The sequence below is a fragment of the Pseudoalteromonas sp. ATL1 genome, from assembly GCF_058933015.1.
The window spans coordinates 2,190,803-2,205,645 of record NZ_JBZYXL010000001.1; the positions used below are offsets into that span (position 1 = coordinate 2,190,803).

Genomic DNA, 14,843 nt, shown 5'->3' on the forward strand with positions numbered 1-14,843 from the left:
GGTTACAGTATGCGTATTGTGGGAAACGCGTATAAGTACGCTTCTTCCGCAACGCAATACGTGACGCATTCGCGTGCCGTTCAATGGCGGATTTTGGTCTGTTGGAAGCCAAACTCCGCCTTCTATTTACTCGTTGGACCTCATTTAAACGCGCAATTTATTTGTTGGATAGGAGCGTGCGCCGAAAATGTAGGTAAAGGAAAGGAAAATGACAATAGAAGCACAATTGGCTCAGTTGCAGCAAGCGGTAACTGAGCAAACCGATGCCAGTGTCAAACTGGCAACCGATGTAACCGATAGCATTAATGAAATTGATCAAGTTAAAGTGGATATGCACAGCACGCATGATTTGATCAAAGCAAACCACCAAGCCATTAACGATTGGCAAACTAAAACCGGCAAAGTGTCGCTCAAAGACTTAAACGGTCAAAGTTATCAAGTAGACAGCCTATCGGATTTAATTAACGACACACAAAAAATCAACCCACACCCAGATGTCATGACCAAAGCCCAGTTCGATGCGCTGCGCCAAATGCGCAAGCAACAGTATGCGGGATCAGGGTTTGTGGAGTGGGGGAAGGCTGGCGGTGCGTTTGCCGATGTTATAAATGAAGGTCTTTGGGTTCATAAATCAAGGCCTGAAATTATGACAAGCTTGCAAGTTGGACGAACACTTGATGGTAAAGGTATATCTAACGAAAATATGCCTTTGGTCAATGTTGATGGTGTGCTTCATTCTATATCAGCACCTATTAATATAGCGCCAGCGGATTATGCTTTTCCGATTCGTTTCCCTGAAGCCCCTGACGGAACTAAAACCTATGACTCTGCAACGGGCAAAGTCACCCAACATGCCAGTGCCGCTGAGGCGTTTAATGAGTGTCGACATAAAGCCCCTGATGCGGTTTATGCGGGCATTTATAACAATGAACTGGGGGAGTTTACTTTTCAGCAAACAGGGGTTGGTGGACTTTACTTTGTAAATAAGGCCAATACTGGATCTCATAAGGTCCACATTGTTTTTACTAGTAGCGTTGATACAAATATTGAATTTCGCGATGCAACTGGCGCTATTGGTGCCGATCCACTCATAAAGTCTTTTCAGGCGAGTGCCAATATAAAACACACTGTGACTTTTAATCATACTTTTAGAAATGGCGGTGTGTATTTGCGTGCTCCTGAAGCACAAGTTGATCAAAAAATTACGATTCACAGTTGGCAAACATTACCAGCCACCGAACAAGTGATCACCTCACGTAAAGATCTTGTGTTCCTAGAATCGTGGCATGAACAAATCGCCGATAAAGATGTGGTCTACCCGCTCGGTAACGTGCAATTTGGCGCTAGTACTTACGAGGGCATTGGCCTTGCCAATAACCTAGTTGCACAAGGTTATTCAGCCTTTGGTGAATGGGATACAGATACCAAAGGCTATGGTGTTAAATGGTCAACGCTATCCGCCGCAAATCGCGTTAAGTTTTTAAAAAATCCCGAACATAATATTTACTACGACCCAGAAGCCAAAGCGTATATTCAGGTGCGCTACAGGGTGAGAGTGGTTGAAGGGGTGGGCGACGGACATAGGAGTTTTGTATCAAATAAAGCAGATACAAGGGGGTTTGGAGGTAGGTATGACAATGCAAATACTCGTTACCAAGTTCCGCCCCAAGGTGCTAGTTTAATTAGTCCTAAAAACTATATGAATTACTCTGAACAAGGAAACTATTTACCATATAGATATCATGCTCAGATGAGCATCGACCCTCAGTTAGGTTTATATGCGGCTTCAAAAGATGGTTCGGAAGGAAGTCGCACTGATTTTGCTTATCATGGACTGTGTTTCGCCATTCCAATCGCCCTTGTTCAGCGCTTAAACCAAGGGGCATATCATCCAAGTTATAATCCAATGGGTTGTAATGGATTTGCGCACATTGGTAATTTAAACACCTATGCTGCTTATTGGCATGGAGAGCATATTGCGCGCAGCCCATATTGTACTCTTGATTGTTTTGTTCCGTATGCACAGGGCGGTGCTCGAACAAATTCAAACGAATTTGGTCATATTTCAGGAACTGGTAAATGGTCGGGAAGAACTGACCAGTATAAAAACTACGACGCCATCTACGCAGGGCAAGTGGAAGACTTACGCATAAATGCTAATAAGCTCGACGTGAATCAACTGCGTGAAAGGGTGATGCAAAAAGCAGTAACGGGTAAATTGCGAGGCAAAGAAAAAGTGCCCTTTACTCTCGTGAATACAGGTTTGTGTAAAGATTCAGGGATGACTATTTATGTAGGATGGGCAGCTAATTACGAAAACCCACTAACAAACCACCAGCACTTGTATGGTCTAGAAGATTACCTATCTCAACCAGATCATACCAAGTTTGATGGTCCTTTGGTGTGGATCAAGTTTCTCGACTTTGGGGATACCAATGCATCTACATTTGCTGGAGGTCATGCACTTAATTCATGGGTAGCCGTATCGCGCTTTCAAGTTCTAAATAGCCAAAACTCTATTGCGTTGATCAACCCTAATACGGCTAATAATGATTGGTTTAACGAAGGCCGAGCTCAAACAATCAAAGCACAAATCATTATGCCAACCGAAATGCAGGGTGGTGAATTTGACTCACTCCCTTGGGTTGATATTGTGGGCTCACCAGATAGTATTACGGCCGCATTTCCAAGTGGCGTGATAGGGCAATTGATACCCAAATCACTTACGGAAGAAAACCGAACTCTTGACTTAAACCGCAAAGCGAATGCAACGCCATCGGTGCTGTACACCACCGATAATGGCGCAATATGGGAGAGCAGAGCACAAGAATTTAATACTGTTGCCAATACACTCACGCTTGATACCACCATTTATCAGCCCGAGAGTGTGATAATGATAAGCTATGAGTCGTCAGCAAATTTAACGGTGCCGGCAAACAATACGGCGTTAAAGTCAACGGTCAATTCGATATGGGCATCTGCCGACAGATTTATCACCCAAGGCAATCGACTCATCAGCTCGTTAAGCGGGGTTATTGGCAAAGATAACCAAAACGGAAATCAGCAACGTGATTTAGCGGTACTGAATGCGCCCAAATATAGTAACGGTTATTTATGGGACTCAAACAAGGTCTCTCACAGCCCAGTTACGTTGCGTGAGCCACTGAATCAATCTGGCGGTGTAAAAGCCTTGCCATCTATTGTTGAAAAAAATGGCTTGCTGTATATGCAGTTTAATGGCGCAGAGCTGAAATGGGATAACACCGAATTTATCACTATTAATTCAGCGAATGTAAACGACGACTTTTATGCTGGAAACCTCTACTGGGTTCACCCTGAAGTAGGTGGTGCATTGGCTGGCAAGTATTTACGTTGCGTAAAGTTTGGTAATGAGCCCTTTGGTTCATTGAGTTGGGCACATACTCAAAACGGTTATTCATATCGAACCATCCCAAATAATATTTACTTTGTCGATGCACCTTGGGGGGCAAGCGCTTGGGGCGACGACCAAACCATCCCAATCATCAACGGTGAAAACACCAAAACAGATTTAAACGGCAACACGGTAAAAGTGTTTTGCCACCACACACAACTGCCGCTGGGTATTGCCAGCCACTAAGGACAAATTATGGAACAAACAAATAATGAGACTGCGCTAGCGGTCGACTCAACTGTGCCTGAAACACAAGCGATTAATGAACAAGCAAGCACTGACAGTGCGCAGCAATTGTTTGAGCAGCCAAGCATCAATTATGACGATGTGCTAACAAAAATGGCACTCCGTCACCCACAAGAGCAAATCGAGCAAGCATTAAAAACGGCCATTGAGCAAGAGCAAGCCGCCCATGTTGCAGCTTACCAAGCGTGGGAGCTTGAGGTGGTTGAAGTAGAGGCTGAGCGTCAAGCAGCGCTAGCGCACAATGCCAACCTAGATGCGGATAGCGATGAATTGATGGAAGTCCCTGAATTACCAGCTCAACCACAACTAGACTTATCACTGCGCCGTCAATGTTACCGTACAGAGTATGTTGAGGTTGATCTTGCCCTAACAACAGAAGCGACACCAGCGCGCACCGAGTTTGATGACAATGCTTTGGTGGCAAAAGTCTACCCAGCCACACAGGCTCATACCGAGCAGCAAATTGCCCAAGTTAAACGTGAGCGCTTTAAGCAGACTCGCAGCGCGCAGCTTGCGAGTCAAACTGTGGTTGTTGATGAGTTTGAATTTGACGCAGATGAGCTTAGCCAACAGCGTATGGCCCGTGCCATTTTGGTGATGGATGAGCAGCAAACCATACCTTGGGTGCTGGCCGATAACGAAGTTGTGGCAGTGACAAAAGCGCAGTTATTTGCTGCGTGTAAATTAGCGGCCGAGCGTCAAACCGCGCTTTGGATAGGCGAATAAGTTGTTTTGTTGCAAGTATAAAACGCCCACTTATGTGGGCTTTTTTGTGCGCCAAAGAAATAAAACTTTTTAACTTCAGAGGAGGTCATAGTGGCCATATTAACATCTGCTGGCCGTATCGAGCTGGCCAAAGCCGTTGAGCGAAAAACCATTTATTTGGCTTGGGGGCAAGGCAGTATCGAGTGGGATTCACAGCTCCCCCCAGAGCCAAGTTCTAGCACAGAACTGTCAGCTATTTTGGGTTACAGAAAAGCCACACGCGTACTGTACTGTGAAAGTGACAACGAGGGAGAAATTCAAGTACCTAACGGGCGCTACAATATAGTCAATTATCCCACACCGAATTTGTACTGCCAGTTTAACTACGAGTTCGCCGATGGCCTATCAAAAACCATTCGTGAGTTGGGTTTAATGGTAGGTACATTGCCTAAGCCAGAGGTGCCAGCGGGCAAGCTGTATTTAGAACCACACGAAGTGCAACAAAAAGGCACGCTTATGTTGCTTGAACATCGACCCGCTATTTATCGAGATCAAGGGGTACGAGAGTCTTTTGAATTTGTAATTAGTTTTTAAGGATGTGCGATGCAAGATCAACTTTATGAACAGATCATGGCGGAACATCCCGACTATTTTCGACGATTTGACGCCACTAAACAGTATGAGCAAATACTGTTTAGAGCGGGAAAAGGCTTACAAAGTAGAGAGTTAAACGATGTTCAAGGACAAGTCAGCCATCAAATTAAAAGTGTGGCTGATGCACTGCTAAAAGACGGCGATATTGTTGCTGGTGGCGGAGTTAAAATCGAAGACGGTGTAGCCAAAGTTGCTGCCGCATCGGTGTATTTATACGGCGCGGTGCGTCCAGTCGCCGAGGCCAGTATTAGTTTTAATCCTCAGAAAGACGCTATCATTGGCGTATTTTTAGAGTCTACCGTGATCACCGAGCTTGAAGATGGCACGTTGCGAGATCCTGCAGGTAAAGACTCGCCAATGGTGCATATTAACTATGACGAAGCTGGCGCTGCCCGCTTAAAAGTGGTTGGTCGTTGGGGGGTACTAGAAGGTGAACAACCTGCCAATAGTGAGTTTTACCCAGTTTATCAAATCAACCAAGGTGTGTTGGTGGTGAAAGAAGCGCCACCTCAGCAAGACGCTATTACCCGAGCTTTAGCTCGATACGATAGAGAGTCTAATGGTGGTCATTATGTGGTTGAAGGCTTAGGCTTACACTACATTAAAACACAGAACGAGCAGCAACATTTTAGCTTGCAGTCAGGCAAGGCACACATAGGCGGTTATGAGCTTAACTATGCGATGGCACTGCCGGTAAAATTTGCAGCCGACCCAGAGGTTGTCACCATCAAAGCAGAGCGAGCGCAGCTAGCTGAGGGAGAAGATGCCACCGCTTGGATCAAAGTTGATTTTCCGCCATTAAAAAGTGTTGAACGAGTGAGTGTGGAGGTACGTACCACGAGCACAATCACACGAACGGCAGCTCAATTAAAAGATAGTTTTCCCAACACCAGTGTCAGCTATATTGAAAAAGTGGAATTTGATGGCACTGTGTATGTAGAAGGAGAAGACTATAAACACGAAGACAACCATATTGTTTGGCAGCTCGATGCCACAAAAGTGCGCCCACCTGCTGGCCATAGTTATGAAGTCACATATGTGTATGGCAAGGTGGTGTCGGCTCAGCATACTCAAACACACTATAAAATAGACGACTCATTTTTAAATGAAGGGGATAGCATCCTCACCAATGAAATTGAGGCAGATTATCAACGCTTATCGCCACGCGTTGATTTGTTTGTGCTGGATAAACAAGGGATTGTGCAGCGCATTAAAGGTGCTTCTGCACTTGAATATCCTGAGCCACCTCATGCCCCAGAGCAGCATTTACCACTGGCCTATGTGTATCAGCAATGGGGGGATGAAGCTCCCAGGGTTGAATCGATTGCGATAAACGCCCTAAGTATGCTCGATTTGCATACTATGCAGCGACAAATCTACGACCTATACCAACTGCTTGCCATTGAGCGTCTGAGAAATGACGCCAACAGCCAAGAGTCATCCAGCAAATATGGGGTGTTTGTTGATCCTTTCTTAGATGATGATTTACGCGATCAAGGTTTAGAGCAAAATGCCGCAATTGTTGAGGGTGAACTAACGCTCCCCATTGACGCAACAGTGATTGAATTAAACTCAACGCAAAATCAATTACTGCCATTTGAACTAGAAGACGTGCTTACACAGCCAAAACGCACGGGCTCAATGAAGGTGAACCCATATCAGGCATTTGAACCTGTGCCAGCTCAAGTTACGTTGACCCCAAGCGTTGACCACTGGACCGTTACCCGCCAGCGCTGGAGCAGTCCAATTACTCGCCGTTTTAACCGTGGAAATGGGCCTATTCGCCGTACAACACAAACTCAACTAGTTAGCACACAAACACAACAAGCTGAGTTTTTAAGAGCAAAAAGAGTGCACTTTAGTGTTAAAGGGTTTGCTAACGAAGAGCAGTTGAGCAGGGTGATATTTGATGGCATTGAATTAACACCAGAGGTGACCAGTGAGTAAACAAATAAATGAGCAGCAAAAGGTGATCACCGGATATTTCGATATACCGGGCGGCACCATCCCCGCGGGTGAAAAAACCGTGGTGTTTATTGGTAAAGAGGAAAATGGCACACGTGGTTTTGCCACTTACACAGGAAGCGGACAAATTCGCACCGAAACTCTGCGCCGAGTAACCACGATCACCAATGTGCGCTTTGACCCTTTAGCGCAAACTTTTACTTTGCCGCAAAGCCGCTTTATTGCGGCGGTTGAGCTGTATTTTACTAAAAAAGGTGAAGAGTCAGTACGGGTACAAATTCGTGAAGTAGCGCAGGGCATACCAACGCAAACCATCCTAGCGCAAAGCACCGTTGAAAGTGATGATATTTCGACCAGTGATAAAACGCGTTTTAGCTTTACGCCAGTTTTCTTACAAGGCGGGCAAGAATACGCCATTGTGGTACTCACCGATGGCGCGGAGCATGAGGTGGCGATTGCAGAACTGGGTAAGTTTGACCAGCAGCACGGGTGGGTAACTAGCCAGCCTTATCAAGTCGGCGTGTTGTTATCATCGAGTAACGCCAGTACTTGGACGCCGCATCAAAATAAAGACTTAACCTTTAATTTAAAGGCCGCCAAGTTCACCAGCAACACGCGTACGATAGAGTTAGGTTCGGTAGAGGCTCAAAGTGTCACAGATTTAATGGCGCTGGCAGTCATCCAAAGGCCTGACGCCCAGACTGATGTTGATTTTACCTTCCAAGTAGTTGGCAGTGATACGCCGCTCACACGTGCGCAAGAATGGTCGCCACAACAACTGAAGCAAAAGTTAGTGAATAAAACCATCAATGTTTCGGCGCACTTAAAAGGTTCTGAGTTGTTAAGTCCGGTGCTGTTTGCAGGCACTCAGTGTGCGACGGGTCTTTTGCAGCCAAGTGCCGAATACATCACGCGTGAGATCACCTGCCACAGTAACGGCCAGTTTACCGTGAGTTTTGATGGCATTATTGAAGGTAGCGCGTCTGTTTCTGTTTACTTGTTAGAAGACTCACAGCTAACAGAAATTGCATTAACGCGTTCCAAGTCAAACGACGATGGGTGGAAGCAGTTTGATTACATTCATGACTTTTCTGAGCCAACCAATACACCACAGCCCGATCCACTCAAACGCGTAAGGTTAAAGCTGGTGCTAAACGGCACGGAAGCACATCGCCCAAGGCTTAAAAACTTACGCGCCTTTTCAACATAAGGAGCCCTTATGGCCGTTGAGAACAACACGCCACATCGAGATTACCCACTCCCACACCCCAGTAATTTACTTGAACAAGATGTACTTCGCATTATTACCGCGCTCACCAGTATCGATAACGATATGAACACGCAAATCAATGCACTTGAAACACAAGCACAGGCGTTTGAAAGCAAGTTATCAAGCTCACTCGCCGCTTTGCAAGCCACATTGCAAGCCGAGCGTAATGCCCACAAAGAATTACATCGCAAGCAAAAAATTAACCACCTACTTGGTGAAACCCTTTACCCACTTTAAGAGGATGTTATGGCCACAATCAATAATGCCGTACAGGAAATGGTCGACCACCTAGTCGATAAAATGCAAAGCAGTAATAAGCTCACTGCGGAAGAACAAACCCTAGTCAGCAATGCGATTCAAAAGCTCTCTAGTAGTGCAAACTTAGAAGCTGCACTTGTTGCGGTGGCAGAGCAGCATTTGGATACTGCGACCGGTGAAATAAAAGATGCCAGCGCGCTGGTCAAAGACCTGCAAGCAAAGCTGCTGGAGCAAAGTGATAACTTAAGTTTATTGCCAGAGCTTGAGACGAAGTTTAATGAGATCAGTGCAAGTTTGGTGACTAATGTTGCGCAAAGCTTAGCGAATTTGCCGAGCAAACTAGAAGAGCCCCACCGTAAGCTTGGTGAAATGCATTTTGTGCTTGATTATTACGATAATACGGCAGCACTAATCATGGATCAGAAACAAAACTATGGTGCTTACAATGTGGTCAGTTTGGTCAATCATGATGCAGGTACATATCATCTTTATTATGACGGTGGTAATCAAACCAATGCCAACAACCCTGCAGTTGTTTTGGAGATCGATAAAAATGGCGCGGTGATCCAATCTAAACGTTCAACCTCATTAATTACTTCAGACAATGCCAATTTTATTGGTATGTTTGTGAGTAAAAATGCAACTACTCATTTGTTTAGCTATCGAGACGACTCAAAGTTGATATCCGTCTACAAGCAAAATGAATTGAATGCAATGTCTAGCCATAACGTGGATTACTTGAAGGTATATCAGTCGCCGCAAAGTAAAATACTGTATGTTGTAGACTCAGAAATATTGCATACATTTGATGGCGCTGCGTGGCATAAAGAAATCAATCAATCATTTAATACAGAAAGTGCATTTGACCAGTGGGCGCTTGAACAGGGCTTAGTTGCGCTACATAGTTATGGTTGTGCACCAAATGGAACAAGTAATTTAGCGTTATATGGTGGCATTGGGTACGATTATGCGACGGGTTATTCAACAAACAATATCGCTTTACAAGTGAAGCGACCGCCCGTGCTGTGTGAGCTAAGCTACGAGAATGGTTTGTATGAACGCTTACCTAGCATACCAACACAGAATCTCGGTCGACATCGAGTTGGCTTTTACAATAGCCGCGGAGATAACTTGCACTACACTAAAAGCTTTAAGAGTAAAGTCAACTTACCAAATAAAGGTGCCAACATAAAAGCTACCCTTGAAAGTGTGGGGGCTTTCAATGGCCATAATGCAAACCACAGTCAATATGATGTGCAATTTCATCCCCAATTGCTTGGCTTTTCACCGATTCATCGAGCAATAGTCGTTTTTCAATATTTACGTTCTTATCACAGTGGCGGTAGCATTCTTGAAACTGCATTATCTCGTGTTTACTTTGCTTAAGGAGCTAATATGTTTAACTGGTGTAATACAAAACAAGCCATTCATTTGCATGGCACTTATTTATTAACGCACCCTGAGTCTGGTGAACGTTGGGAATCAAAAGAGCAAGCGCAGCTTTGGTATAGCGAGTATCAAGCTCAAGAACAAGCGCGCGAAGAGGCACTTGCGCAACAAGCAGCGCCTCAGCTAAAAGCAGTACAATTGCAAACAATTACTGGCGCATTAAAAGTGCCGAGTAACATTCAAGATTTAGAGTCAATAAAAGTCACGGTTGCCGAAGGGCAGAATGTGATGCTAACAGGTCAACTAGATATCGAAGATGAATCGTTTTTGGTGCCAGTGCTTCGGGACGATGGTCGTCGCGTGTACTTTCCTATTGAGGTTCAAGACGGGCAATTTAGCGCAACCTTCAACTTTCCAACATCAGGCCGTTATCAGGTCAGCGCTTCATTGTTAAATGAAGAGTTTACAGAGCCGCGTTTTAGTGCCAGTAATACGACCTTCTATGTAGTGCGCGAACCGCAAACAGCAAACTAATCGCTTAGGCTCTTTCTTTGCCTAGAGGTCAGCATTGACCTGTTTTAAAACCTAAAAATCAGTAAGATACACATAAGCTGACAAATCAACTGAAAAGCGTTTTCTCATTGAAAGTGCAATTGATTGAGCTGAAAGCTTAGGTTCCCATCTTTGTGTTTTTGGCCTACCCATTTGGGTAGGCTTTTTTATTTTCATTGACTCGTCTCTTATCATCCTAGATTTGCTGCTCGTCATCCTGAACTTGTTTCAGGATCTTCTAGCCAATCAAAGCGGTTGTATAGAACAAGATGCTGACCTTCGTCAGAATGACACAGGAGAGGGGCCCTAAACTCAAAATCGTCATCCTGAACTTGATTCAGGATCTTAGAACACAGAAACGTGGGTTAGCATGCAGCAAGATTCTGCTCTTCGTTAGAATGACGATAACTTAGGACACTCAAGATTTGCCGCCGCACTAGATAATTTATATTTACGTTGAGCTTAAAACTAAGCGTAAACATAAGTTGTTTTATAAGGTCAGAGTTGACCTGTTTTAAACACTAAAAATCAGTAAGATACACATATACTGAATGATTAACTAAATGCTTAAACACGAGCATTTACTATAACAGTTCCATTATCCAACCAATTAGCCCGCTTGATTCAAGTGGGCTTTTTTATTGGCCGTCAGAGGTGCATATGCGCGTTTTTAATTTATTAGATATGTCTAAGGTGCCATTACCTGACACCATAACGGAGTTAGATTTTGAACAAAAGCTGAGTGAACTTAAAAATAAGCTATTGTCTCAATACCCACAATATCAAGACGCTTTGAATTTAGAATCAGAGCCAATGCAAGTCATGCTTGAAATGATGGCTTATCAACAACTTTTATTTGATGGCAAGTTAAACGATGCCATTAAAGGCAATATGCTAGCTAGCGCAACAGGTAATGATTTAGACGCCATTGCTGCACGCTACAACCTAGAAAGACAAACGCTCGGCGAGGGTGAACTGGCAAAACCCGAAAATGATGAGCGCTTTCGCCGTCGCATTCAAATGGTGTTTGAAGGCTTAAACACCGCTGGTAGTAAACAGGCTTATCAATTTCATGCGCTATCGGCAGATCCACGTATAAAAGACGTGTATGTCACCAGCCCCGAACCTTGTGATATTCATTTAACAATTTTAAGCCATGAACAAAATGGCATGCCATCAGCAGAGTTACTGGCAAAAATTCATCAACACTTTGGCCTAAAAGCAGATGGCACTATCAGCGCTGATGCATCAAAAATAAGGCCGTTAGGGGATAGGGTGACTATTTCGGGCCCTCTGGTGCAAGAATTTGATATTCAAGTACATATACAAGTTTTAGCAGGGCCTGCAGCGTCAGTTGTGGAGCACAGCGTTAAAGCAGCACTGGCAAAATATGTCGCGCAGCAAACTTTACTTGGCCGAGACATTAATCATATGGGGCTATTTGCCGCATTAAATCAGCCAGGCGTACAAAGTGGTCAAATTATTAGCCCAGCACAAGATTTAAGCATAGCGGCCAATGAAGTGGCTCAGTGCAACAGTATTACAGTGGATGTGTCGGTTGTGGCGGAGGCGTAATGGATAACTTTGCAAATTTACCTAAGCTGCTGCCCAGTAATGCGAGCAAATTACTCCAGGCTTTAACCCAGTTACTGACTTATCCAGACCAAACTGGGCTTTTACATGACATTTGGCACCCACATAAGTGCCCAGCCCAGTTACTACCTTGGTTGGCATGGTCACTATCGGTTGATGATTGGAACGACGCGTGGAGCGAAAAAAACAAACGCCAAGTGATTGCTGATGCATTTGAAGTACATCGTTATAAAGCCACGCCATACGCACTTGAAAAGGCCCTCGATAGTTTGGGCATTGAAACTGACATTCAAGAGTGGTGGCAAAGCGAAGGTGCACAGCGTGGCACGGTGGTGGTACAGGCGCTCGTGAATCAAAACCTAGACACCAACGCGCAGGGCCTGCTTACCAAAGCGATGTTGCAGCAGGTTAAACGCATTGTAGAGACGGCCAAACGCGCATCAGTGCATGTTGAAGTGCAACTGGGCATTTCTTTAAAAGAACAATTTGGAACCGGGTTGTTTAGTGGTGCAGGGATTGGACTTGCCAGCAAGGATGGGGCATTTAACGGCGTACACCCCGATAATGGAGCGTTATTCTCGGGGGCTTTTTTGGGTGCCAAACAAGGCGTTGGTGCAAGCGATAAACAGGCTCAGTTTGAGGGCGTTAGGCCCAACGGTTCAAACGGGTTTTTAGTGACAGGTTTTGGCGCTAAGGCAGGCATTGCAGCGATTGATAACGATGCGCAGTTTAAAGGTATAAAGCCTGCAAGCTCAGCAGCTGCATTGGGCTGTGCGTTGGCAGGTAAAAGTGCCATAGCAAACTGCGAATATCAGGCTGCGTGGTTAGGGGTAAAGCCTGAACCTGCAGCAATTTCACAAGGTATTGCGGCTTTGCTTACACGTATTCAATTTAATCATTTAACTTTACAAGGAGCGACTTAATGTCAGCACTTACCTTGCAATTTACCCAAGCAGGTTTAAATGCGCTACTTAGCGCAACTCAGCGAGGCTTTAAAGGCAAAATTAGTCATATGGCGTTTGGTGATGCAGCCTATACACCAAGCAAAACACAAACCGCATTAAAAGGCGAAAAAGAGCGTGTTGCCATTGTTGATACTGACTACAGTGATGGTGAAACCTGCGAGCTAAAAATTGCTGCTAAGTTTGATGCGCCGTTAGAATATGCGATTCGTGAAATCGGTGTTTATATCGAGTCACCAGATGACACCGGAGAGCTTATTTTACTGGGCGTGTATTCACAACCAGATACCACCCTTGGCTACCGCACACCCGATGTAAAAGTATTGCAGTGGTTGACCTTATCACTGGCACAAATACCGTCTAACAGTGTTGAAGTGAAAGTCGGCGTTGATAACCTCAATATTATTGTTGATAGAGAACTGGCAGACATGGCCTTGGTGCAGCTCAATACCATGCAGCGTCAAATTGAGCAGGAGCTGCGTATTGTCGCTCTAGAGCAAGCGTAAACGCATGACTCTAAATACTTTTTAGAGGTCAGAGTTGACCTGTTTTAAATCATAAAATTCAGTAAGATACACATACACTGAACGAATAACCCAAACGTTTTTATAGACGATAATACGGTTGAAAACACATTCTAAAGCCTGCCTAGTAGCAGGCTTTTTGTATTGCAAACCAACAAGCAAAGTACTTATTTTAAATAAGGAATATTCATGTCAGAACAAAATAAAACCATGACGCAGCGGTTGACCGATGTGGTCACCGCAGCCAACGGCCTAACCCAAACGGTACAAGATAAAATCGGCGAGATTAATAGTACGGTGAGTACTAAGATGGGAGAGGTTGATGCAAAAGTTGCAGTCGCAGAGAATACTTTTGACTCTTGGAAGGAGTCCTTTGTAGAAAACATTAATGACATTGATGTTTACCATCAAGGTAAAGTAAAGCGATTTGGCTTTGGCGAATATTTAAGCTCTGGTGGTTATACAAGAGATACAGATGGCCCTGATTCAGCTTATCCTCGCTGTTCTACACCTCAGCCTCCTTACTATATTAATATGCTAGAGTTCATCTCCTCATCGTCGTTTGGTGGTCACGGAGATTATTTTAAAGTTGAATTTTTGATGACTCACCGAGGTATGTTTGCCTCTGATGGGTATACGGATCACCTAATATTTACAGGAACCTCTACACAGGATTCAGTGGCTGGTCAACTAGAAATTCGGAAGGTTGCTAATGATAAGTCTGTGTCAGTTTTTATTTCTGAGCCAGAGAATCCTGAAAAGGAAATTCAATTAACCAATGAACTAGAAGGGACAGTTCTTCCTGTTGCATTTCGCGCAATTGGTCAGGGAAGTCATAAAGGAATAGCTAGAATCACTCTCAAGGTTGACACACGTCCACACTGTGGCTCAACAAGGGCGTTTAGGGTGAATTCAGAATACACGTCAGTGAATGGACAACCGTCAGCGAATCGCATTACACAAGAAAAACCTCATTGGGAGAGCTAATCATGGAATCACAAGTATCCGATTTTGAAAACCAAATGCCCGTAGAGCAATTGTTAGCAGAAAGTAAGTGGGCAACGGTCAAAGCTATTCGCGATGCACACCTAAAAGCAACAGACTGGGTTGTGGTAAAACATCAAGAAGTGGGAGAGGCTTTACCTGAAGAGTTTGTAGCTTACCGCCAAGCACTTCGTGATATACCACAAACATTCGATAACCCAGACGAAGTAGTGTGGCCACAAAAGCCAGCTATCTAACCCTCTTCGGGCACGCTGTCCGCCGTTAATCCTACAGCCTCTTATTCTTTT

13 protein-coding genes are annotated in these 14,843 nt (G+C 44.5%); all 13 read left to right on the plus strand.

Annotated features, from left to right (window positions below; all coding sequences use genetic code 11):
* Positions 1 to 208 precede the first annotated feature (208 nt).
* Positions 209 to 3,619, plus strand: a complete 3,411-nt coding sequence (locus tag AC5FX4_RS09920; RefSeq protein ID WP_493606249.1) for a hypothetical protein — start codon at positions 209 to 211, stop codon at positions 3,617 to 3,619.
* Between the two features lie 9 nt (positions 3,620 to 3,628).
* Entirely contained in the window at positions 3,629 to 4,405 is a 777-nt protein-coding gene (locus AC5FX4_RS09925) for a DUF4376 domain-containing protein (RefSeq protein WP_493606250.1), read from the plus strand.
* A gap of 90 nt (positions 4,406 to 4,495) precedes the next feature.
* Positions 4,496 to 4,978, plus strand: coding sequence for a BW3TFN family phage tail fiber component (locus AC5FX4_RS09930; RefSeq protein WP_493606251.1), 483 nt, complete (start codon positions 4,496 to 4,498; stop codon positions 4,976 to 4,978).
* 9 nt (positions 4,979 to 4,987) lie between these two features.
* On the plus strand, positions 4,988 to 6,985 hold the full coding sequence (locus AC5FX4_RS09935) for a DUF4815 domain-containing protein (protein WP_493606252.1): 1,998 nt from the start codon (positions 4,988 to 4,990) through the stop codon (positions 6,983 to 6,985).
* Positions 6,978 to 8,213 carry a hypothetical protein gene (locus AC5FX4_RS09940; RefSeq protein ID WP_493606253.1) on the plus strand — a complete coding sequence of 412 codons (1,236 nt, stop codon included), beginning with the start codon at positions 6,978 to 6,980 and terminating at the stop codon, positions 8,211 to 8,213. Before AC5FX4_RS09935 ends, AC5FX4_RS09940 begins: the two co-directional genes overlap by 8 nt.
* A gap of 9 nt (positions 8,214 to 8,222) precedes the next feature.
* On the plus strand, positions 8,223 to 8,510 hold the full coding sequence (locus AC5FX4_RS09945; RefSeq protein ID WP_493606254.1) for a hypothetical protein: 288 nt from the start codon (positions 8,223 to 8,225) through the stop codon (positions 8,508 to 8,510).
* A 9-nt stretch (positions 8,511 to 8,519) separates the two neighbouring features.
* A complete protein-coding gene (locus tag AC5FX4_RS09950; protein ID WP_493606255.1) occupies positions 8,520 to 9,917 on the plus strand; it encodes a hypothetical protein in 1,398 nt (465 codons plus the stop codon).
* A gap of 9 nt (positions 9,918 to 9,926) precedes the next feature.
* Positions 9,927 to 10,454, plus strand: coding sequence for a hypothetical protein (locus tag AC5FX4_RS09955; RefSeq protein ID WP_493606256.1), 528 nt, complete (start codon positions 9,927 to 9,929; stop codon positions 10,452 to 10,454).
* Between the two features lie 678 nt (positions 10,455 to 11,132).
* Complete coding sequence (locus AC5FX4_RS09960; protein WP_493606257.1) at positions 11,133 to 12,047, plus strand: baseplate assembly protein; 915 nt, start codon at positions 11,133 to 11,135, stop codon at positions 12,045 to 12,047.
* Positions 12,047 to 12,988, plus strand: a complete 942-nt coding sequence (locus AC5FX4_RS09965; RefSeq protein ID WP_493606258.1) for a phage tail protein I — start codon at positions 12,047 to 12,049, stop codon at positions 12,986 to 12,988. Before AC5FX4_RS09960 ends, AC5FX4_RS09965 begins: the two co-directional genes overlap by 1 nt.
* A complete protein-coding gene (locus AC5FX4_RS09970) occupies positions 12,988 to 13,533 on the plus strand; it encodes a phage tail-collar fiber domain-containing protein (protein WP_493606259.1) in 546 nt (181 codons plus the stop codon). Before AC5FX4_RS09965 ends, AC5FX4_RS09970 begins: the two co-directional genes overlap by 1 nt.
* A 207-nt stretch (positions 13,534 to 13,740) precedes the next feature.
* A complete protein-coding gene (locus AC5FX4_RS09975) occupies positions 13,741 to 14,538 on the plus strand; it encodes a hypothetical protein (protein ID WP_493606260.1) in 798 nt (265 codons plus the stop codon).
* Positions 14,539 to 14,540: 2 nt separating this feature from the next.
* The gene (locus tag AC5FX4_RS09980; RefSeq protein WP_493606261.1) at positions 14,541 to 14,792 is read left to right on the plus strand and encodes a tail fiber assembly protein; all 252 of its coding nucleotides are present in this window, start codon (positions 14,541 to 14,543) and stop codon (positions 14,790 to 14,792) included.
* Positions 14,793 to 14,843 lie beyond the last annotated feature (51 nt).

What these genes read in the sequence shown, in the direction of transcription:
- AC5FX4_RS09970 (WP_493606259.1), top strand. Translation starts at nt 12,988, where the DNA reads ATGTCAGCACTTACCTTGCAATTTACCCAAGCAGGTTTAAATGCGCTA.
- AC5FX4_RS09945 (WP_493606254.1), top strand. Translation starts at nt 8,223, where the DNA reads ATGGCCGTTGAGAACAACACGCCACATCGAGATTACCCACTCCCACAC.
- AC5FX4_RS09955 (WP_493606256.1), top strand. Translation starts at nt 9,927, where the DNA reads ATGTTTAACTGGTGTAATACAAAACAAGCCATTCATTTGCATGGCACT.
- AC5FX4_RS09980 (WP_493606261.1), top strand. Translation starts at nt 14,541, where the DNA reads ATGGAATCACAAGTATCCGATTTTGAAAACCAAATGCCCGTAGAGCAA.
- AC5FX4_RS09965 (WP_493606258.1), top strand. Translation starts at nt 12,047, where the DNA reads ATGGATAACTTTGCAAATTTACCTAAGCTGCTGCCCAGTAATGCGAGC.
- AC5FX4_RS09935 (WP_493606252.1), top strand. Translation starts at nt 4,988, where the DNA reads ATGCAAGATCAACTTTATGAACAGATCATGGCGGAACATCCCGACTAT.
- AC5FX4_RS09960 (WP_493606257.1), top strand. Translation starts at nt 11,133, where the DNA reads ATGCGCGTTTTTAATTTATTAGATATGTCTAAGGTGCCATTACCTGAC.
- AC5FX4_RS09975 (WP_493606260.1), top strand. Translation starts at nt 13,741, where the DNA reads ATGTCAGAACAAAATAAAACCATGACGCAGCGGTTGACCGATGTGGTC.
- AC5FX4_RS09920 (WP_493606249.1), top strand. Translation starts at nt 209, where the DNA reads ATGACAATAGAAGCACAATTGGCTCAGTTGCAGCAAGCGGTAACTGAG.
- AC5FX4_RS09925 (WP_493606250.1), top strand. Translation starts at nt 3,629, where the DNA reads ATGGAACAAACAAATAATGAGACTGCGCTAGCGGTCGACTCAACTGTG.
- AC5FX4_RS09950 (WP_493606255.1), top strand. Translation starts at nt 8,520, where the DNA reads ATGGCCACAATCAATAATGCCGTACAGGAAATGGTCGACCACCTAGTC.